The organism is Streptomyces sp. NPDC005302 (assembly GCF_040607345.1).
GTDB lineage: Bacteria > Actinomycetota > Actinomycetes > Streptomycetales > Streptomycetaceae > Streptomyces.
This window is the reverse complement of record NZ_JBEXGN010000008.1, coordinates 23,615-45,718: the sequence shown is the minus strand read 5'-3', so window position 1 is coordinate 45,718 and position 22,104 is coordinate 23,615. Positions and strand designations below refer to the sequence as shown.

Below are 22,104 nucleotides of genomic sequence, written 5' to 3'. Positions count from 1 at the left end.
CAGCACATGAGCGTCGACATGCCCCCCGAGCTCGCCTGGGTCGCCCGGCTGGCGGTCGGCCAGGCGTGGCCCAAGGGCAACGAGGACAACCTGCACGCCCTCGGCCAGGCCTGGAACGAGGCCGCGCAGGAACTCAAGGGGATCAGCGAGCAGATCGGCGCGTCCGGCAACGGCGTCCTGGAGAGCGTGGGCGGGCAGGTCGCGGACGAGTTCCGCGGGTTCGTCACCCAATTGGAGTCCACGCTGCCGGAGATGGCGGAGTCCGCGGGCCAACTGGGCAAGCTGGGCAGACACACCGCTGTCCAGGTCGAGTACTCCAAGTACATGATCCTCGGTCAGCTCATCCTGCTGGCCGCCCAGATCGCCCAGTGGGCCTTCTTCGCGCCCGAGGTGATCCCGCTCGCCGTCACCGCGGCGCGCGTCGCGGTGAAGATGATCCTGCGGCGGCTGCTCATCTCCGTGGCGACCGGTGTCGCCATGAACGTCGGTCTCGACGTCGCCGTCCAGACCATCCAGTTCCTCAAGGGCGACCGCACCGAGTGGAGCACCGACAACACGGTGTCCGCCGTCGTCTCCGGGGCCATCGGCGGGGCCATGGGCGGCCTCTTCTTCGGCGCGGGCAGCGTCCTGGCCCCGAAGTTCGCGCACTCCCTGCTCGGCAAGGGCGTCCTGGGCGCGGCGACCGGCCTGAGCACCGCCGGGATCATGTACGGGATCTACAAGAGCGGCGAGGACGAGTTCGGTACGTCGATCTCCGCGGGAGCCCTCGGAGCCCTGGGCGGCGGGGGCAAGCGCCGCTTCGGGGGCAAGGGAAGCACCACCGAGGTCGACCCCGTCCACCTGAACGTCCCCGGCCCGCTCACCTTCGACCTGCCCGGCCTGGAGACGGCGGAGAAGGCGGCCCTGTCGGACCCGCCGCCGTCCCCGGGCAAGGCCGCGCCCATGACCGCCGACGGAACGAACACCGGCAGCGCGCACGCGACGGGAGCGGCGACCAGGACCGGCGAGGAGACGGAAGGGGCCGGCGTCCACGGGCAGCGCGCCGACGGCGCTCGGCCGGTCCACGGCAGCACCGGCGGCACCCACACCCCGGTGGCCGCCACGCTCGACGGCGGCCTGCCCGGCTTCGCGACCACCCTCGCCACGGCACCCGGCACCACCCCGTCCGCCTCCTCCGGCACGTCGGCCTCCCCGAACGGCGCGACCGGGCGGCCCGGAGCCGGTACGGCGACACCGGGCCCCGCCTCGACCGTCCGCCCCGGCACCGGTGTGGGGGCGGGTTCGGGCAGCGGCAGCGCAGCGGCTGTTCCCCGTCCCGCCACCACCTCCACCAGCTCGGGTGACGCCGACTCCGCTACGGGGCGGACCCGTTCGTCGACGGCGTCCGAGGGGCCCGGCGGATCCGGCGGACCGCGGTCGTCCGTGCGCACGGAGACGACGCCCCCGGCGGCAGGCAACGGCACGGCGACCGGGCAGGGGGCCACGACGGCCGCCCGAGCGGAGACCACGACGGCGCCGACGAGCGCGACAGCGGGCACGCAGCGGGCCCCGGGTCCGCAGGCCCCGACCGGAGCGGCGGCCGACGGGCCGGAGGCGCCCGCGACGACGGAGTCCCTCACCACGGCGCAGAGCGCGGGCAGGGCGGAAGGACAGGCCGCTCCCCCACGGAACGCGGACACCACGACCACGCGTCCCAGCATCCCCTCCACGCCCGACCCGGGACCCACCCCGCCGCCGCCCCCCGGTCACGCTCCCGGCGAACGGGTGCCCGCGCCCCGCATGCGGCTCGACCGCACCCCGCGCTTCGTCGTCCGGTCCGGCTTCGAGGCCCGCCGGTTCAGCTATCGGGGCGGCCCGGTCACCGACCTCACGGTCAGGGTCGCGTTCCGGGGAGACGGCGTGGGCCGGGACACCGCGGCCGTCTGGGACCGGATGGCCGACGGCGTCCGGCAGTTCCTCAACGAGCCCGGCTACCACCTGCCGAACGGCGACCGGCTGCACGTCACGGTGCTGCGCGCGGCGCCCGGCGACACCCCGCACCTGACCGTCGACCTCGTCGGCCGGGACCGGGCGATGGACCAGCGGGCGTGGTGGAGCGATGCCGAACCCGTCGACTACGCCCACGAGTTGGCACACCAGATCGGCCTGCGCGACGAGTACCGCGACGCGAGCACCCCGCATCGCCCAGCCGTCGAGGGCAGCCTCCAGGGCGACTACCGGGCGGCGGCCCCCGAGAACCTGCGGCAGGCCGGTCTGCGGGACCGCCATCTGCGGCTGATCGGCGCGCTGGTCGGCGACCTCGACGGGACCTCCGGCACCCCACGCCCCGACCACCTGGGGTCGGCGGGTCTCCCGCACGACGAGGAGTGGGCGCGCGCCTGGCACGGCGCCGCGGCCACCGACCGGAGCCACGTGTGGGTGGACCCGGTGTCCGACCCCCTGCGGCACGGCCAGGACGAGGCGGCCGTCCCGAGCGGTGAACCCCGGGAGACCGCGTCGGGGACCCGGTCGGAGGGGCAGGGCGAGGACCGGTCGGGGACCGGGAGGGCGAACCGTTCTACGGACGGGGCGCAGAACCGGTCGGGTGACCGCGCCGAAGTGCCTGCGGTCGCCCCCCGGATGGTCGGTCAGCCGACGTACTCGCCCGACAACTCCCTGATCATGCAACCCGGTTACGCATCCGGCGACCAGTTCGGCATCCTGACCTCCCTGCTCCACGACCCGAACCGGCACGTGCTCATCGCCCGCGGACCGGCCGCAGGTCTGCCCGGACACGACCCGGTCCGGGACAAGTCCCGGGCCATCGCGGCCTTCTACGCCGAGAGCGGGATCGCGTCGGCGCGCATCCACTTCGTGGACGTTCCCAGTCTGGAGACGGGCAGCAACCCCTGGCCGGCCCTGAACCAGGAAGCGACCCGCATCGCACAGACCGAGTGGCTGATCCGGAAGTCCTTCCACGACATGTTCCAGGTCAAGGAGTTGTGGGGGGTCACCGACGGCACCGAGCACGTCGCCCGGGAGTTCTCCCCGCATCTGCGTGAGCGGGTCCGCGACGCCTGGGACCTGGGTCCGCAGCACGACCCGGCGGTCGAAGGGTGGCTGGCCGGACAGGGGATCCGGATCCCGGCGGGCGACAAACCCGTGCTCGTGCTGTGGTCCCGTTTCTCGGGCAAGGCCACGCAGTGGTCCGACCTCAGGAGCCGGATGGAGCACGACACCAGTTTCCAGGGTGTCCGCCAGCTCCTTCGGAATCTGGGGGACGGCTACAAGGCGGTGATCATCACCGGCGACCCGCATCCCGACGGGGCCGGGAGCGGAAAGTGGGACGAACTCGTCCGGGACATGCGAGCCGAGCTGCACACCGACGCCATCCACCAGGTCACCGGCTTCTGGCGGGGCACCGACCCGGGGCTCACCGCCTGGGGCGGCAACACCCGTACCGGCCAGTTCCGGCTGTACGACCACCTCGCGCGGCAGCACGGGGTCCAGCACCTCGGGTTCCGCTCGGGGAACCTGGAGGCTGTCGCGCTGATCGGCCACGGCGTCCACTATCTGGAGGAGTCGGACGCGACCGGTTCCCGCCGCATGGAGGCCTGGCACGACAACAACGGCTCCGGCAGCACCCGTAAGGGCGGCCTCGCCCCCGGCTACGAGCGCGTCGTCGTCAGCGATCCCCCCACCGCCTCCGGGCGTTACGCGAAGCAGTTCGAAGAGGACTCACCCCCGTACAGCACCTACCGGCCCGCCGATCCCGCCACCGGCTGGCGCAAGCCCGTCGACGTGTACGGCCGGGAGAGAGGCTTCGCCCACAGGGACCTGGAGTCGATCCGCGAGGAGTTGGGACTCGACGGTCGCGGCCAGGACCGCGACGCCTTCGACACGGACCGCCTCCAGCACGCCCGGCAGCGGTACGAGGCGGTACGCGATCACGTCCGCCACAACCGGAACCTGGCCGGGTACGACGTCGAGCCGTACCTGGCGCCGATCGACCAGTTCTTCGCGATCGCACCGGAGAACTATCCCGAAGGCGCGTCGCAGATGTACGCGGACTTCGTGCAGCAGTACCTCCCGTACTTCCCGCAGGTCTGGGAGACCCGACGCCGGATTCAGCAGGCCCTGGCGTGGCAGGCGTACTACCAGCAGCAGGCGCAGTCCGGCGGAGGCGAGGTCGCGCCGCGCGCGCCCGCCACGAACACCTCGGACACGGGGAACGGCGGTTCCGTCACGCAGTCCGACGGCACCGCCATGATGACCCGTCCGGCACCGGCCTCCACCCGTGCGCGGCCCTCGGGGGAGGCGGAGGCGGAGTCCTCCGCGCAGGGGCGGGCCCGCGCCGACGCGGCGCCGGACCACCCCTCGCTGTCGGCGGTGCCCACCACGGACGGCTTCGCCGAGCTGCGCCAGTTGTCGTCGACCGGGGTCACCCCGGCCGACGCGCGGGCCCTCTACGGGATGCCCGAGGCGAACTTCGCCAAGTTCAAGGAGATGTCGGCCAGACACCGGCTGAGGATCGACGTCCGGCCGACCAACCCGACCGCCCCCGACTGGCTCGACCAGGGGAAGCTGCCGAAGCCGAAGGACATCAAGGCCAAGTCGATCAACGACGTGGACGTCCATCTCGGCGCCCGGGCCGAACACCGCGGCCTGATCGGGTACTTCCGGCCCGAGATGCCGCAGCGCGGGGACATCGACGACCGGACCTGGGGCCGTATCGAGGCGCGGTTCGAGCAGCGCGACAAGGAGTTCGGCACCCTTGCGCCGGTCATGGAGAACCTGGCGGCGCAGGGGAGGTTCAAGGTCGAGGACGGGCTGGTGTTCGGCCGGGACACGGAGGGCGGCTGGCGGGAGATCACCGGCGACCACGACGTGTTCGACATCAGCACGCCGGGCAGTACGCGGCTCAAGGGCAGTCCGTACGACCGGGTGGTCGGCGAGATGATGGCCAACGACATGGCGGTCATGCACGGCGCCCACATGGACTGGGAACCGTCGTCGCCGTTCAGCAAGGGCATCTTCACGAAGATCGTGGAGTCGCACCAGGAGGGCGGCGAGCCCCTGCTCCGCTTCCACCCCGGCCTGAACGAGGCCGAACTCGTCCACGCCCGGCCCGTCGAGCTCGATCCGCGGCCCCGGCCCGGCCTGCGGACCGACGAGGCGGAGGCGGAGCCGCGGTCCGGGGACCGGGCGGCGGAACCCGCCGAAGCGATGATCCCTCAGCCGCTCACCAGGTCGCCGGAACCCGAACCGAGGCTGCCGGAGCCCGAGTCGCCGGCCGCGCGGCACGAACCACCGCTGGTGGAACCGGAATCGTCGGCGCTTCCTCGCGAACTCCCCCTCAGTGAGCTGGGGTCGAGCGCGTCGGCCGTACGGCAGGTCGTGGTGGAGCCGGAGCCGCAGGTCGTCGAGCCCGAGGGCGATCCCCTGAGCCCGCCGACGCCGACCGGGGATCCCGGCCGCGCGGGCGGACCGCCCGAGCCCTTCGTCGACCGGGCCGCGTCCCCCGAGCCGCACGCCGATCCGCCGGCACGGCTGGGCGGGCGGTACCAGCGATCGCTGGCCGGCATCAACATCACGGACGCGCCGGGTCCGGAGGCGCTGCGCGCCCGCGTCCTGGCGACGCTGCCCCACCGGTACCGGACCGACCGGCAGGTCGTGCAGAAGCTCGACGCGGAGTTCGACCCCGCCGCCTTCCGCGCGAAGCACGACGAGATGGTCAACGGCGGCCTGCGCTTCCAGCTCCGGGTCGGCGGCATCCCGCACGACGTGGTGCTCACGGCCCGTCCCGCGGGATGGCGCCTCAAGGCCGACGCACCGCGGTCGAACGAGAACGACGGCAAGGGATTCGAGCGGACGGCCGAGGCCAAGCGGCAGGACGAGCCGAAGAAGACCTCGCTCACCACCTCCGAGGCGGGCCTGGACCTTGCACCCGTCGTGATCCGTTCGGTACCGGGGCACGCCGACCAACTCGCGGTGGTCACACCGTCGGTGAAAGCGGGCGGGGTCACGCACGCCGCCGACACCTCGGTGACGACCGGCTCCGAGTCGGCCACGAAGACCGCCCTGACCGGCCCGACCGACACGTACGTCTCCAGCTTCCGTTACGAAGCGGAGGTCGTCGGACCGGACGGCCACCCGCTCCCCTCGCCCAGCACCGTGCACATCGCCGCCGACGTCACGGCGGAGATCGCCCGCCCCAGCACGGGACCCGGCGCCCAGCCGGCCGCACGGACGAACGGCTGGCAGCACGACCGGCCCGGAGCCGCCGAGGGACGCCCCCTCGACATCACCGGACTCGACACCGTCCGCACGGACGTCTTCCGTCAACTCCCCCTGGAGGGAAGGCCGGACGGCACCGCCCACCACGACATTCTCGCCTTCCTGTCCCCGAAGAACGTCGTCGACGGTTTCGAGCACGCCGCCGGCTGGGGCCTGACCTCCAAGCGGCTCGACCTCTCGGACGGCGGACACGCCTGGCTCCGCCTCACCCTGGAACCCGAGACCTCCGTCCACGAGGGCACCGTCTCCGACAAGCGGACCGTGAGCAGCAAGGCCACCGGCGAGCACGGGACGGGCCGCACGGACACCTCCAACTGGTCGGCCGGCCTGAACGGCGGCGGGTCCTGGCGGCTGTGGGAGAGCCGGCAGACGAGCGAGTCGACCTGGCTGACGCTCACCGGCGGCTACACCTACGCCCACAGCCAGGCGCACCAGGAGAAGGGCAAACAGACCTTCTCGCTGGAGAGCAGCGTCGAGCACGCGGGCACCGGCGACCTGATCGGCACCCGGGCGCGGTTCCGTGTCGAAGTGCTGCGCGACCACTTCTCGCCGGGAACGGACGGTCTGCGCGCGGTCCGCCACGAACCGGCCGCCCGGATCGCCGGCCGGGACGAGGAGAACACGCCCGCCGCGCCGGCCGGTGAGGTCCTCCGGGTCCGGCTCCGCCCCGCCGGGGCCCCCGGCACCCAGGACGACCACGCGGGCCCGGGCCGCCCGGACGGTCCTGGGACCCGCGCCGTGCCGCGGGACCTGCGCACACCGCTGACCGCCCACCGGACCGCGTTCGTCGACGTCCCCGGCTCGGTGGAGCTGGAGCGTCACATCACGCAGCGGCTGCGCTCGCTGGCCCCCGGTATCCTGCCGCCGCCCGACGCCGGGGCGGCCCGTGTCACCCCGCAGGCCATGGACAACCAGCGCCTGCTGCGCGAACGGGTCTCCTCCGCCGGTCTGCGCGCCGAAGGCGGTCACCTCCTCGACGGAACCTTCCGGATCACCCTGGACGCCTCCCACCTGCCCGGACTGCCCGGCCGGACGTACGAGGTGGTGATCCGGGCCAACACCGGGGCGGGCGCCCACGACGGAGCCGTACGCTCGACGGCGAAGAACACCGTGACCCGCGGTCACGCCTCCGACAAGGGCGTCACGCGGGGCAGCAAACACACCGGCGGAGTCAGCGGCAACGTACGCAGCGCGCTCAACCCGGCGGACACGGTGCGGGCGTTCGCGCTCGGCGGCGCCGACGGTTCTTACGGTCCCTCACGGCAGACCGTCGCCGGTTCGGAGACGCAGGTCAAGCGCGGTTTCCAGCACAAGGGGCAGGCCGAAGCGTTCAGCTTTCCGGTGGCGTACAGCGTCATGATCGGCCCGCACCGGGAGGGCGAGCCGCCGGGTGCGCTGCCCGCGGACCGTTCCGCCGACGGGCGCGCCCCGCACCCGGTGCGGGAGATCGCCCCGGCGGCCGGCGAACCGCTGCGTGTGGAGGTGCGGCGCCCGGAGGTGTCGGCGGCACCGCCGCGCTTCCTGCGGCCCGCCCGGCTGCCGCAGCTGCACGCGGTGGCGCACGTCGCCGACGAGTCGCGCTTCCGGCAGCAGGCGGAGACCGCCCTGCGGGGCGCGTACGCGTCCCGGACGACCGACAGCGAGCCGCCCGCCGTCCCCGATCTCGGCGAGGCCGTGCACGCCCTCTCCGGTCAGGCGCAGTTGCGTGGTCTGGTCTCGGCCTCGCACGCCGGCTGGGCCAACACCCTCGACCAGCACGTCGGCGACGGCCGCGACCCCGACACCGTCGGCCTCTCCGTCCGTACCCGGCTGAGCGACCTCACCTACCAGGAGACGCTGACCGGGGACGCCACGCTCGACCTGGAGGTGAAGGCGAGTGGGTCCACCACCCTCACGGACCAGACGTCCTGGTCCCTCAAGGGCGGCCTCGGCCCGGACTTCGGATCGTTCCCGGAGACCGCCACGGGCGAGCTGACCACCGGCTACCAGTTGCGCGGCGGCTTCAAGGGCAAGGCCGGCGGCCAGTGGGACGGCGCCGACACGCTCAAGCAGCAGATCAGCACCACCCGCAAGGTGAGCCACACCGGCACCTGGCACGTCTACCGGGCCACCGCCGAGATGAGCGTCGTCGGACGGGTCACCGACCCCGGCGGAGTGCCGCGGGCCGGGCAGCCGGTCCGCCGCGACCACGACGTGCTCGTGCTGCTGTCCGACGAGGACGTGGCCCGGCTGCACGCCGGTCCACCGGCACGGGACGGCGCGGACGGCACCCCCGCACCGCTGCGGGCCACCCTGCTCGACGAGGGAGTCTCGGGCGCTGCCCTGGTGGAGATACCGGACACCGACCCCGTACTGCGCGCGATCGACCGCCAGTTGCGCGGCGGCGCCGAGGAAGCCGTGCCGGTGGCGGCCCTGCCCTTCGCGGACACGTTCTCGCCGGACGGTCTCGCCGCCCGCTACGACGAACTCGTGGGTCCCGGCGTCCTCGACCGGCACGTCGAGGAGACCCGCGCCGGACGCGTCGTCACCGAAGTCCTGGTGCGCGGGATCACGGACGGCTGGCGCGACGACGGCTCGCGTTCCGACCGGCCGCTGACCCGCGACGTGAGCGCCGCGCACACGGTCAAGGGCAAAGCCGCGGGCAAGTGGTCGCTCGGCGCCGAGGCGAACTTCCGAGGCTCCGTACGGCCACCGGTCCCCCACCTGAACGCGGTGTCCCTGGCTCCCGCCGGAGCCGTCGAGGGCGGCCGGGGCACCGGTGCGGAGTCGGGGGTGACCACGACCGTCGGCCACAAGACCTCGGGCTTCGGCGACGCGAACGCCCGCTTCGGCACGCGCATGCGCTTCGAGGTGACGGTGACCCGGCGCACCGAGTGGGGACGGTTCGTCCACCTGGACCGGGCCCCCGAGGTCGTCGGGCCGTTCGAGACGACCGCCTGGGTGCCGGAGTCGCTCACCGAGCGGGCGACGGCCGCCCCGCACCCCCGCCTCCCGGAGAACCCCGATCCCGCCGCGGCCGTCCGGCCGGACGGCCTCCAACTGGGCGTGCTCGCGGGCCGAGGCGGCGCGGCCGACCGTGTCGCCTGGCAGTCCACTCTGCGCGAGGCCCACGACCTGGTCGGATTCGACAGCGCGAAGGCACTGCACGACACGGCAGTCCGCGCCCAGGCCACCCCTCGGCCCTGGGGCGACGGGCTGCTCGGGCAGACCGGCGCGTACTACTCGTGGGCGCTCTCCCGGGGTGCCGACGCGGCCTGGTGGGCGGCGCGGTCGGCGCTGCCCGAACCACTGATGTCCCGGGGAGCGCGCTGGCTCGACACCTTCGTGGCCGACGAGCGGTTGGGCCGTGAGCACGACCTCAGCCAGGAACAACGCCTGTCACTGGAAGAGCAGTTCGCGGTCCGCCAGACGCTCTCCGGGCAGTCGCTGCCTGCCCTCTTCCATCAACTGCGGACCGCCGACGCCCCCTACCGGGTGCCCGGCACGTCGGTCGCCCTGTCCATGGAGGCCACCGGGCCCGCGGTGGAGCTGAACCGGCGCGACGCGGCCGACGACGAACTCGCCGTCGCGGTCAAGGGCGAAGCCGCCATCACCGCCACCGACGCCTACAACTGGAGCGTCTCCCCGCTCGACTTCTCGGTCCTCACCAGCGATCCGGTGGTCGCGGTCCCGCTGAACACCGGCCGCGTCGCCCGCGACCAGTCGTACGACGCGGCCCGTCCGGTCACCCGCGCCCCGGGCACCCCGGGCCGTCCGACCCCGGACGCGGCACTACCGCACGGCCGGGCGGCCACCGAACCCGGGAAGGCCAAGATCAGCGGCCCCGCGGCCCTGATGCGCCAGCCCGTCCGGATCACCGTGCACAGTCAGGACGACCAAGGGCGCTACGGCGCGGCCCGGACCGTCGACGGTCACGTCTTCCACTGGTCCACCGCCGCGACACCGGCCGTCCCCGAACACCCCGCCCCGCCCGCGGCTTTCGGCGCCGCCCCCGCCCCGCACCGGCAGCCCCTCGCCTCCACCTCCCTCCGGGCCGCCGCGCACGCCCCCAGGAGCCGCGTCGCGGACCTGCGCGCCGACGAACTGGCCCCCCGCGCCCCGCGGACAGCCCCGCCTGCGGCGGCTCCGCGGACCACCGCTCACCACTCCCCCGTCGGCGCGGCGCCCGTCCCCGCGGTCACCCGCTCCGTGGGGTTCGCTTCCGCGGACGCGACCGCGCTCGACCCCGCCGCGGCCGCCCACGTGGACGCGCTGGCCGCCGAGGTGGCGAAGGGCGCGGTCCGGGGCGTGGCCGCAGGGCTGCGACTGCCGGAGGTGACGATCACCGGCCACGGCGTCGCCTTGGTCGCGGGCCGGCCCCACTTCGGCAGGTCCGTCCAGATCGGTGCCGAACGCGCTGACGCCGTACGCGCGTTGTTCGTCCGGCGGCTCGACGCCCAGCTCCAAGGGCTCGGCTCGCCGCTGACGTCCGACTCCGTGACGATCGTGCGCGAGTCACGCGGCCCCGACCTGCCGCACGGCACCGACCCCGCCCACGACACCCCGGAGGCCCGCCGCCAGGCTCTCGTCACCGTGACCCGGCTTCCGGCCGAACAGCCCTCCGTACAGCCCGCCTCGGCAGGCGACGACGACGGGCCGCGCGGCACGCGGGACGAGAACCCTCCACGGGACGACCAGCCGCCGGCCGAGGGTGAGCGGCCCGTCGCACCCGCCGAGCAGCCCGTCGCACCCGCTCAGTGGCGTGGACGCCGGGAGCACGCGGCGTGGGCGGTGCTGCGCACCGAGCGGTACGACCCGGCCCGTCATCCCGGGGCGGACCGGCCGGCTCCGGGCATGCTGGCCGGGCGGGACGTCGTGGTCCGGATGGCGATGGCCCGCATCCAGGCGGACGACGGCCGCTGGGTCCGCAACCTCTCACTGCACCTGCCCGTGCGGTTCGGCGCGGGATTCGGCGCCGACGACCTGGGCGCGTACCGGAACCGGCTCCAGGAGGTCCTCGACACCCATGTCAACGACGGGCGCCGGCTGCCCGGTTCGGGCGACCAGCTGCACATCGACGTGGAGGTGGAACACCTTCCGGACCACCCGGAGGCCATCGAGATCAGCCGGAGCGGTCAACCGGTCCGGGAGTGGGACCAGTTCACCTTCCCGCTGGGCACCCGTGAGGGGATCGCGGACGACGCGAGGGCGCTCCACGAGTTGCTGCACTACGCCGGACTGCCCGACCGCTACCACGACCCGTCCACACTCTTCCGCCGTCTGGAACGGCAGGCCGACCGGCACGGCGTGATGGCGGACATCGACACGATCGAGGTGCCCGAGGCCTACGCGCGGGCCATCGAGGCGGTCACCGACTCCGGTCCCGTCCTGCGCGACCTCCCGAACACCGGGGACAGTGCGCCCGGCCCGGGCCGTGCCGCCGCCCGGGACGCCCTGCTCTCGCCCGACGCGGACCGGGCGGGCACCGGGCGCGAGGCCGCCGCCGCGCCGTTCGCCGGCCGCGACCAGGCGTACGTCGAGAGCCTGGTCCGCCAGGTGCTGCACGAGAACACCCGGACGGACCACGGCCGCAACTGGACGGGCGCGGGACGCACCCGGCTCGACGCCGGCCACTACACCGTGGTCCGCGACGACGGGACGCGGGAGTTGGCGGAGATGCCGGCGCACGCGTACGTGGTGCTGGCCCGGGCGGCCGGACGCCACATCACCCTGGAGACACCGGGCGGCAAGGTCAGGTTCTCCGATCCCGAGGAGTTCGCCGCCCTGCTGGCGAACGACCCGCACCGGCCCTCGCACGCCGACATCGTGCTCGCCGTGCGCGGCCTCCCGGAGGGCGTCCTCGGCCTGCCGCAGGCCGTCCACCGGGCGACCGGGAACCGTGTCTGGACTCCGGTCGGCGGCACCCTCTCGATGCGGACCGTCCGGCCGACGCCGACCACGACGGCCGAGCGGATCACCCTGTCGGGCGCCGACCCCCGGTGGGAGGCCACGGGAGCGGCGGACCCGTTCGCCGAGCTGCGGGCGAACCGCCTGGTCACGGACGCGTACACGGTCGCGGCGCCGGACGACGCGGTGCTGTTCCAGCGGCTGCCCGCGACCCGCTTCGCCACCCTCCACGCCGCCGACCCGGCCCGCGACGACAGCCCGGCCCTGGTACTGCCCGTCCAGCAGTTCGAGGAGGTGCGCGTCGGTGACGGGTCCTGGATCGAGGTGTCGCCGGACCGCACCCTGGCTGTGGACAGCAACAGCCTGAGCCGGCACGCGTACGCCACCCCACGGGCCGTGGCCGACGCGAACGTCCGGCTGGCCGCCGCAGGAAGCAAGGTGCGGCTGATCGCGGACCCCGAGGTCTCCCTCACCCCGCGGCACGCGGACGGAACGCCCGCGGAGCCGTTGCTGCGGATCGGTCCGCGGTTCCTGACTCGCTCGGGCCGCTCCGACGAGGAGGCCTGCCGCGACTTCGCGCAGATGGTGTCCGGCGAGGTCCGGGCCTCCCACGCGGTGTTCCGGGTTCCGGGAACCCGCGTCACGACCGGCCGGATCAGCGCGCTGGACACGGCGGAGGTCACCGGCACGCACCACCTCGCCGAGTCCCTCGCCCGGGTCGCCGCGGGCCGGCTCGACCCCGCCCGCACCGGACCGGACTGGGCCGCGGCACAGGTCGGCCGGGACGACCGCGCCGTCGGCGGCCAGGGTGGAGCACCGCTGCCCGGCCGGGAGTACGGCAGCGCGCTGAGCTACGAACACGTCGACGACCCGCGCCGCGAGGCGCTGTCGGCGGCCGCTCTGCGGATCGGGGTCAACGAAGGCGCCTGGGCCGAGGTGGGCGAGGGATATCTCGTCCAGTCCGTCAACGCGGCCGGCCCCGGGGGACAGCCGTCCCTCGACGTCAACTACGCCAAGCAGGGCAGCGAGGGCGGCTCGCACTTCGGGTACCACTTCGCGTCCGTCGTGCTGTCCAGTGAGGACGGCCTCTCCCAACTCACCCTGGAGAACCACGCACGGGTCAGCAGGACCCGCGCCGAGATGGCCGCGGCGGTCGAGCACAACCTGGAGCAGTCGGCCGACGAGCTGCGCTCCGTGGGTGAGGCACTCGCCCATCGGCTCCGCCACGCCGAACGGCACGGCGCGGCCGAGGAGGAGACGGCCCGCCTCAGGGCGCGGATCCGGCTGGCCGAGGCGCTGGTGGCGGCGAAGGAGGCCCGCGACCAGGATGCGCCCGGGGCCGAGCAGGACCGCACGCTGCGCCAGGCTGCCACCCACATGCTGAAGACCGCCCCCATGATCGAGGGCAAGGCGCAGTGGTACTTCCGCTCCTACAGCCGCCGCCCGGGCGAGTCCCCGCACGAGACGCACGCGGCGCTGCTGTCCGACCACCACTCGGCCGAGGCCAACCCGCTGACCCTGGTGGTGCTGCACGGCCACAGCCCGCCGCTGCACCGGTTCATCACGTTCGACACCTCGGGCGCGATGGCCGACGGCGGTCGGTTCAAGCTCGGCCAGCTCGCCGAGCACCTGGTCCGGGTCGGCCTGTGGAACCGGGACCACGGGCTGCCGCTGCCGTCGCTACGGCTGACCGGTCACGGCGACGGTCACGCCCCGCACCGGGACGTGCGGCTCACCGCCGACATGGCCGCCCTCATCCGTGACGACCTGCGGGGCCGGATCGCCGACCTGCTGCGGGACCGCGGTGCCGACGCCGACCCGGACGGGTTCACCATCTCCGTCGCGTCCGGTCTGCGCCGCGACGACGGGGTGACCCGCGGCCCCGAGGTCACCTTCGAGATCGACCACTGGCAGACCACGGACGCCCCGGTGGACGCCGGTGCGCCCTGAGCCCCGTCCTGAGCGGTCACCGCGGGCCGTGCCGGTGCCCGCCCCCGGGCAGTGCGCGCGGACGATAAGGCCCGTTCGCACTTACCTGCGGGCGTCTCACCGGTCACCATGGGAAAGGCAGTTTGGCCATTTTTTGGCTGGATTCAGCCGATTTCCCAGGAGGGCTCATGGACGCCCCGACAGCGACGACGACCGATCCCGTCGCACAGGACGACGCGCAGGACCCGACCGACCCCACCGTTCACATCCTCTGGATCAACGCCGGGCTGAGCTGCGACGGGGACTCCGTGTCGCTGACCGCCGCGACCCAGCCGAGCATCGAGGAGCTGGCACTCGGCGCGCTGCCGGGACTGCCCAAGGTGGCGGTGCACTGGCCGCTGATCGACTTCGAGTGCGGCCCCGTGGAGGGCGCCGACAATTTCGTCGAGTGGTTCTTCAAGGCCGACCGCGGAGAGCTGGAGCCCTTCGTGCTGGTCGTCGAGGGGTCCATCCCGAACGAACGGGTCAAGCCCGAGGGCTACTGGTGCGGCTTCGGCGACGACCCGGAGACGGGTCAGCCGATCACCACCAGTGAGTGGCTGGACCGGCTCACCCCGAAGGCGCTCGCCGTGGTGGCCATCGGGACCTGCGCGACGTACGGCGGGATCCACGCGATGGCCGGCAACCCGACCGGAGCGATGGGCGTGCCGGACTACCTGGGCTGGGAGTGGAAGTCGAAGGCGGGCATCCCCATCGTCTGCATCCCGGGCTGCCCGGTGCACCCGGACAACGCCTCGGAGACCCTGCTGTACCTGCTCTACCAGGCGGCCGGCGCGGCGCCCATGATCCCGCTGGACGAGGAGCTGCGGCCGACCTGGCTGTTCGGGGCCACGGTGCACGAGGGGTGCGACCGGGCCGGGTACTACGAGCAGGGACAGTTCGCCACCGAGTACGGCTCCCCGGAGTGCCTGGTCAAGCTCGGCTGCTGGGGTCCGGTGGTCAAGTGCAACGTGCCCAAGCGCGGCTGGATCAACGGCGTGGGCGGCTGCCCGAACGTCGGCGGGATCTGCATCGCCTGCACCATGCCGGGCTTCCCCGACAAGTTCATGCCCTTCATGGACGAGCCACCGGGCGGCCATGTGTCCGCCACGGCGAGCGGTATCTACGGCTCGGTCGTGCGGCGGCTGCGTCACATCACCGAGAAGACCGTCGAGAAGGAACCCAAGTGGCGCGGGAAGGGCGAGAAGCTCACGACCGGCTACAAGGCCCCGTGGTGACCGCGGTCATCCGCTGAGCAGCACACCCGACAGGAAGGCGGCGCGGCACCATGGCGACGGCGACGAACAAGCCGGCCGGTGACGGCCTCACGGAGATGTCGTGGGACCCGATCACCCGCATCGTGGGCAGTCTCGGCATCCACACCAAGATCGATTTCAAGGCGAAGCGCGTCGCGGAGTGCTACAGCACCTCGTCCGTCTTCCGCGGGTACAGCGTGTTCATGCGCGGCAAGGACCCGCGCGACGCGCACTTCATCACCAGCCGGATCTGCGGCATCTGCGGCGACAACCACGCCACCTGCTCGGTGTACGCGCAGAACATGGCGTACGGGGTGGCGCCCCCGGCCCTCGGCGAGTGGATCATCAACCTCGGTGAGGCCGCGGAGTACATGTTCGACCACAACATCTTCCAGGAGAACCTGGTCGGCGTGGACTACTGCGAGCGGATGGTCCGCGAGACCAACCCCGGAGTGCTCGAACTCGCCGAGCGCACCGAGGCCCCGCACGCCGCCGACCACGGCTACCGCACGATCGCCGACATCATGCGCTCGCTCAACCCGCTGGAGGGCGAGTTCTACCGCGAGGCCCTCCAGGTCAGCCGCTACACGCGCGAGATGTTCTGCCTGATGGAGGGCCGTCACGTGCACCCCTCCACGCTCTACCCGGGCGGGGTCGGCACGGTCGCGACCATCCAGCTCTTCACCGACTACCTGACCCGGCTCACCCGCTACGTGGAGTTCATGAAGCGCGTGGTCCCGCTCCACGACGACCTCTTCGACTTCTTCTACGAGGCGCTGCCCGGCTACGAGGAGGTCGGCCGGCGCCGGGTGCTGCTCGGCTGCTGGGGCGCGCTCAACGACCCGGCGTACTGCGACTTCCAGTACGCCCACATGGAGGACTGGGGCCGGCGGATGTTCGTCACCCCGGGAGTCGTCGTGGACGGCAAGCTCGTCACCAACAGCCTGGTGGACATCAACCTCGGCATCCGCATCCTGCTCGGCAGCTCGTACTACGAGGACTGGGCCGGCATGGAGAAGTTCGTCGAGCGGGACCCGCTGGGCAACCCCGTCGACGAGCGGCACCCGTGGAACCAGCACACCATCCCCGCGCCGCAGAAGCGTGACTTCGAGGACAAGTACAGCTGGGTGATGTCACCGCGCTGGTTCGACGGCAAGGACCATCTCGCGCTGGACACCGGCGGCGGCCCGATCGCCCGGCTGTGGTCCACGGCGCTGTCCGGACTCGTCGACATCGGCTACGTCAAGTCGACCGGGCACAGCGTGCAGATCAACCTGCCGCGCACCATGACCAAGCCGGAGATGGCCCTGGAGTGGACCATCCCGCAGTGGAGCAACGCCCTCGAACGCAACCGGGCCCGCACCTACTTCCAGGCGTACGCCGCCGCGGCCGCCCTCTACTTCGCCGAGCAGGCGATGGAGGAGATCCGTGCCGGACGCACCCAGACCTGGGAGAAGTTCGACGTGCCGGACGAGTCGATCGGCTGCGGCTTCACCGAGGCCGTGCGGGGCGTGCTGTCCCACCACATGGTGATCAGAGACGGCAAGATCGCCAACTACCACCCGTATCCGCCGACGCCGTGGAACGGCAGCGTACGCGACATCTACGGCACACCGGGCCCGTACGAGGACGCGGTGCAGAACACCCCCATCTTCGAGGAGAACCCGCCCGAGACGTTCAAGGGCATCGACATCATGCGGGCCGTCCGCAGCTTCGACCCGTGTCTGCCGTGCGGCGTGCACATGTACGTCGGCGGCGGGCGGACCGTCGAGGAGACGCACATGCCGACCGGGCTGAGCGGACTGGCGGTCTGACCTTCCTCAGGAGAGGTGCTTGCCGATGGCCGGACAGGAGACGGGTGAGCGGATCGAGACGCTGCTCGACGAACTGGCGCAGCAGGCGGGACCGGAGGCGCGCGACACCGCGGACGAACTGGTGCGCTCTCTGGTGGAGTTCTACGGCGAGGGCCTGGCCCGTGCGGTACGGCTGCTGGGCGCCGCGCCGCAGGGCGCGGACCCCCTCGCCGTGCTCACCGCCGACGAACTGGTCAGCGATCTGCTGATCCTGCACGACCTGCATCCCGAGGACACCGCGACCCGGGTGGGCCGCGCCCTGGACAAGGTCCGGCCCTATCTCGGCTCGCACGCGGGCGACGTCGAGGTGGCCGGGCTCGATCTGGAGGCGCGGGAGGGCCCGACGCTGCGGCTCAGACTGCGTGGCAGCTGCGACGGCTGCCCCTCCTCCACCCAGACGGTGCGCTGGACCATCGAGGAGGCGGTCGCGCGGATCGCCCCCGAGATCGCGCACATCGAGGTCGAGGGCGTGACCGACGAGGAGGCGCAGCCGGCCCTGCTCCAGATCCTCCCGCACCGGCCGGAGGACGCACCGGACGGTGCGGGCCCGCCGGAGAACGCGGACGACCCGGCCCGCTGGTACCTCCTGGGTCCCGGCGCCCTGCCGCTCAAGGAGCCGTCCACCGGCGTCACCGAGGTGTCCGGACGCGCCCTGCTGATCGTCCGGCTGCCGGGCCAGTTGTACGCCTACCGCGACCGCTGCCCGGTGTGCGCCACGAGCCTCGCGCCCGCGGTGCTCGACGGCGAGTCGCTGCGCTGCGCCGAGTGCGCCGCGACCTTCGACGTGCACCGGGCGGGACGGGGCGACCGGGCCCATCTGGAGCCCGTGCCCCTGCTGGAGGAGAACGGCGAGGTGCGGGTGGCGCTGCCCGGCGAGCTGCTGGGGGCGGGACCGTGACCGCCGACGTGCTGAAGCAGTTCACCCGGCGGCCGCCCCCGGCCGGTGAGCGCTGCGACCTGTGCGGTGAGCCGCTGCCCGCCGAGCACCGGCATCTCGTCGACACCACCCGGCGGTCCCTGAAGTGCGCCTGTCCGCCCTGCCATCTGCTGTTCACCCGGCCCGGCGCGGGGCAGGGCCGCTTCCGGGCCGTGCCCGCCCGTTACCTCACCGATCCCGGCTTCGAGCTGGAGGAGGCGGACTGGAACAGGCTGCAGATCCCCGTCGCGCTCGCCTTCTTCTTCCGCAACTCCGACCTCGACCGGCTCGCGGCCTTCTACCCGAGTCCGGCCGGCGCCACCGAGAGCGAACTCGACCCGCAGACCTGGGACGCGGTCCTCGGGCGCAGCCGGCTCGCCGATGTCCTCGAACCGGACGTGGAGGCACTGCTGTTGCACCACGAGCGCGGCACTCCGGTGACCTGCACGCTCGTCCCGGTCGACGTCTGCTACGAACTCGTCGGGCGGATGCGGCTGCACTGGAAGGGCTTCGACGGTGGCGCGGAGGCACGCGCGGACATCGCGGAGTTCTTCGAGCGGATCACGGCGGCCGCCAGGCCGTTGAAGACGGACCGCCCGGCGGCCACCGGCTCGGCGGCGCCCGCCGCGCCCGTCACGGCGGAGTCCGGGAGCACCGCCGAGCACTCCGGGGGCACCCCGTGACCGATCTCCGCTTCACCTGCACCGGTGTGCGCCCGGAGCCCTTCGGCGCAGGACCCACGCTGCTGTTCGGGCTGCGTATCGAGGAGGCCGACCACCAGCCGGTGCACGCCGTCGCGCTGCGCTGCCAGATCCGCATCGAGCCGGCGGGACGCGCCTACGACCCGGAGGAAGTCGGCATGCTGGGCGACCTGTTCGGTGAGCCGGACCGCTGGAGCAGCACGCTCAAGCCGCTCCAGTTCGCCCACGCCTCCATCACCGTGCCGGGGTTCACCGGCGCGACGGAGGTCGATCTCCCGGTGCCGTGCACCTACGACACGGAGGTGGCCTCGGCCTCGTACTTCCGGGCGCTGTCCCGCGGCGAGATCCCGTTGCTGCTGCTCTTCTCCGGCACCGTCTTCACCGGCCGGGACGGCTTCCGGGCCGAGCCGGTGCCCTGGCACAAGGAGACCGCGTACCGCATGCCGGTGGACGTCTGGCGGAACATGATCGAGCAGTACTTCCCCAACTCGGGCTGGCTGCGCGTCCGGCTGGACGTACTGGACGCACTGCGGCGCTACCGGTCCTCGCGGGCGCTGCCCTCCTGGGAGCGGGTCTTCGAGGAACTCCTGACGAGCACCGAGGCGAAGGGGGTCGAGTGAGATGAGGAACCCTCTGGAGTACGGCTTCGAGCAGGCCCGCGCGGTCGCGGACGCGGTGCTGTTCGAGGGATACGTCCTCTATCCCTACCGCGCCTCGGCCGCGAAGAACCAACTGCGCTGGCAGTTCGGTGTTCTGGTGCCGCCTGCCTGGACCGCCGGCACCGGGGAGCACGCGGTCCAGCGCACCGAGTGCCTGCTGGAGCCCCGCGACGGCGACCGGCTCCACGCCGAACTGCGCTTCCTGCACGTCCGGCGACGCACGGTCGAGCGGCTCGACCCGGACGGCGGCTACACCGAGGTACCCGAACTGGAGCTGGCCGACCGGGTGTTGGTGCCCTGGGACGAAGGGCACGAAGAGCGTGTCCTGGTCCACGAGACGTTCGCCGAGATGACAGGGGATCAGGCCACCGCCCACGCGGTGCGGTTCGACCTTCCGGCCGCCGTCGAGCACGAGCCGGTGACCGACGCCGAGGGCCGGACGGTGGGACGGCTGGTACGGCGCAGGCAGCGGCTGACCGGTGAACTGCGTCCACGGACCGATGAGTTGCCCGGCCCCTACCGGGTGCTGCGGCTGACGGTGAGCGTGCACAACACCACCGTCGCGGAGGAGGGCGCCGGGACCGACCGGGAGACGGCCCTCGCCCACAGCATGATCGGCGCCCATCTGCTCCTCGGTGTGCCCGGCGGACGGTTCCTGTCACTGACCGACCCGCCCGAGTGGGCCCGGCCGCTCGTCGCGGGCTGCTCGAACGACCACACCTGGCCGGTGCTCGCGGGACCTCCCGGCACCGAGGACGTCATGCTGTCCTCGCCGATCATCCTGGAGGACCACCCCGCCGTCGCCGACGAGAGCCCCGGCCCCCTCTACGACGCCACCGAGATCGACGAGATCCTCTCGCTGCGCACGGCCGCGCTCACCGAGCGGGAGAAGCGCGAGGCCCGTGGCACGGACGCGCGGGCCGCGGAGGTCATCGACCTCGTCGACGAGATGCCGGAAGCCGTCCGGGAGCGGTTGCACGGGGCGATCCGGGGTCTGCGCGACGTCACCGGGGAGGACGCTCCGGGCGAGTCGCCGGCCGGTCCGGAGAGCGGGCTCAGTCTGCCGGAGGGCCCCGGGCACCCCTGGTGGGACCCGGCACGGGATCCCGAGGGCCCGGAGGTGCCGGCCGGTGTGGTCATCGACGGCGAGACCGTACAGGCCGGCAGCAGGGTCCGGCTCACACCCGGCGCCCGGCGCTCCGACGCCCAGGACTCCTTCCTCGTCGGCCGGCACGCCACGGTCGAGGCCGTGGTCGGCGACCTCGACGGCGAGACCCACCTCGCCGTCGTCGTGGACGACGACCCCGGCACCGACCTGCGGCGCGCCCAGGGCCGCTTCCTCTACTTCAAGCCCGACGAGGTGGTTCCGCTGAGGGACGAGCTCCAGGACGGGAAGGGGGTGGCGCCGTGACCGGACCCGCGCACACGGAACCGGCCGGCGCGTCCGAGCCCGACGGCACCGGGCGGGTGCTGGTGGCCGGCGTCGGCAACGTGTTCCTCCAGGACGACGGGTTCGGCGTGGAGACCGTACGGCGCCTCTCCGCGCGCATGCCCGAACTCCCGCCCGGCGTCGAGCTGATGGACGTCGGCATCCGCGGGGTGCACCTCGCCTACCGCCTGCTGGAGGGCTACCGGACCCTCGTCCTGGTCGATCTCGTCGGCCGGGGCGGCACGCCGGGCACCCTCTACACGATCGACATCGGCCCCGAGCCCCCCTCGGAGCGGCCCGGACCGGGCCCGCTGGACACCCATGCGATGGACCCGGCCACCGTGCTGGCCCTGCTGCACGACCTGCACGCCGGAGCGGGCGGCACCCTTCCCGACGCGGTGTACGTCATCGGCTGCGAACCCGGCGCGACGGACGAGGGCATGGGTCTGACGCCCCCGGTCGCCGCGGTCGTGGACGCCGCCGCCGACCTGGTGCTGGACCTGGTGCGCCGCGACAGCGCCGTACCCCAAGGAAGCTGACGACGATGGAGGCAGGCATGGAATGGACATGGGTCGGCGTGGCCGCAGGGCTCGTGGTGGCCTACGGGGTCGCCAGGAACCTGTCGGACATCCGCCGCTACTTGCGCATGCGACGCATGTGATCCGGCGTGCGCTCATGACCGGGCGAATCGGCGCCGGCGGCACCCGGGCCCCCGCGGCCGCGGCCCGGACGTCCGGCGACGCCGTCGAGCTGCACGTACCGCTCCAGGAAGAGGTGCAGGGTGCCATGGAGGTCGCCGAGACGGACGAACCACAGGGCGAGGTTCATGGCGCCCTGCTGGGTGATCGCGTAGACCCGGCGGGCGGGACCGCTCTCCGAGGCGTGCCAGTGCGAGGTGACCTCGCCGCTGCTCTCCATGCCCCGCAGCAGCCGGTAGACGTGGGCCGGATCCGCCTCGGCACAGCCGAAGGCGCCCAGGCGCTGAACGAGCTCGTAGCCATGGCCTTGGCGTTCGGCCAACAGCAGGAGCAGCACCGGGGTCAGCAGCGCGCGTCGCTCGACCTCGTGGCCAGTCATCGTCTTCTCAGAGTAGCCAGCGGCGCGCTCGCCACCCACCCGGGAGCGGCGCCGGACGGGACGGTCGTCACCGGGGGTGACGG

Annotated in this window: 9 protein-coding genes; 8 read left to right on the top strand and 1 reads right to left on the bottom strand. The window is 73.1% G+C overall.

The window, feature by feature from the left end; all coding sequences use genetic code 11:
• The first annotated feature begins 6 nt into the window (after positions 1 to 6).
• From ABZT74_RS14215 to ABZT74_RS14180, 8 genes are all read left to right on the top strand, one after another.
• Positions 7 to 14,112 (top strand): hypothetical protein, encoded by a 14,106-nt coding sequence (locus ABZT74_RS14215; protein WP_356434933.1) that lies wholly within the window; start codon positions 7 to 9, stop codon positions 14,110 to 14,112.
• A 167-nt stretch (positions 14,113 to 14,279) separates the two neighbouring features.
• Positions 14,280 to 15,368 (top strand): hydrogenase expression protein HypE, encoded by a 1,089-nt coding sequence (locus ABZT74_RS14210; RefSeq protein ID WP_081223086.1) that lies wholly within the window; start codon positions 14,280 to 14,282, stop codon positions 15,366 to 15,368.
• 50 nt (positions 15,369 to 15,418) lie between these two features.
• Positions 15,419 to 17,200: a nickel-dependent hydrogenase large subunit gene (locus ABZT74_RS14205; RefSeq protein WP_356167883.1), complete on the top strand. Its 1,782-nt coding sequence runs from the start codon at positions 15,419 to 15,421 to the stop codon at positions 17,198 to 17,200.
• A 25-nt stretch (positions 17,201 to 17,225) separates the two neighbouring features.
• On the top strand, positions 17,226 to 18,137 hold the full coding sequence (locus tag ABZT74_RS14200) for a NifU family protein (RefSeq protein ID WP_356434930.1): 912 nt from the start codon (positions 17,226 to 17,228) through the stop codon (positions 18,135 to 18,137).
• The gene (locus tag ABZT74_RS14195; RefSeq protein ID WP_356434927.1) at positions 18,134 to 18,838 is read left to right on the top strand and encodes a DUF5947 family protein; all 705 of its coding nucleotides are present in this window, start codon (positions 18,134 to 18,136) and stop codon (positions 18,836 to 18,838) included. Before ABZT74_RS14200 ends, ABZT74_RS14195 begins: the two co-directional genes overlap by 4 nt.
• Positions 18,835 to 19,476: a DUF6084 family protein gene (locus ABZT74_RS14190; RefSeq protein ID WP_356167875.1), complete on the top strand. Its 642-nt coding sequence runs from the start codon at positions 18,835 to 18,837 to the stop codon at positions 19,474 to 19,476. The genes ABZT74_RS14195 and ABZT74_RS14190 overlap by 4 nt, the downstream gene beginning before the upstream one ends.
• 1 nt (position 19,477) lies before the next feature.
• The gene (locus ABZT74_RS14185) at positions 19,478 to 20,926 is read left to right on the top strand and encodes a hypothetical protein (RefSeq protein ID WP_356434924.1); all 1,449 of its coding nucleotides are present in this window, start codon (positions 19,478 to 19,480) and stop codon (positions 20,924 to 20,926) included.
• Positions 20,923 to 21,483 carry a hydrogenase maturation protease gene (locus tag ABZT74_RS14180; RefSeq protein ID WP_356434921.1) on the top strand — a complete coding sequence of 187 codons (561 nt, stop codon included), beginning with the start codon at positions 20,923 to 20,925 and terminating at the stop codon, positions 21,481 to 21,483. The genes ABZT74_RS14185 and ABZT74_RS14180 overlap by 4 nt, the downstream gene beginning before the upstream one ends.
• A gap of 97 nt (positions 21,484 to 21,580) precedes the next feature.
• Here the strand turns inward: ABZT74_RS14180 and ABZT74_RS14175 are convergent, their stop codons facing one another.
• On the bottom strand, positions 21,581 to 22,021 hold the full coding sequence (locus tag ABZT74_RS14175; protein ID WP_356167866.1) for a helix-turn-helix transcriptional regulator: 441 nt from the start codon (positions 22,019 to 22,021) through the stop codon (positions 21,581 to 21,583).
• Between the last annotated feature and the right edge of the window lie 83 nt (positions 22,022 to 22,104).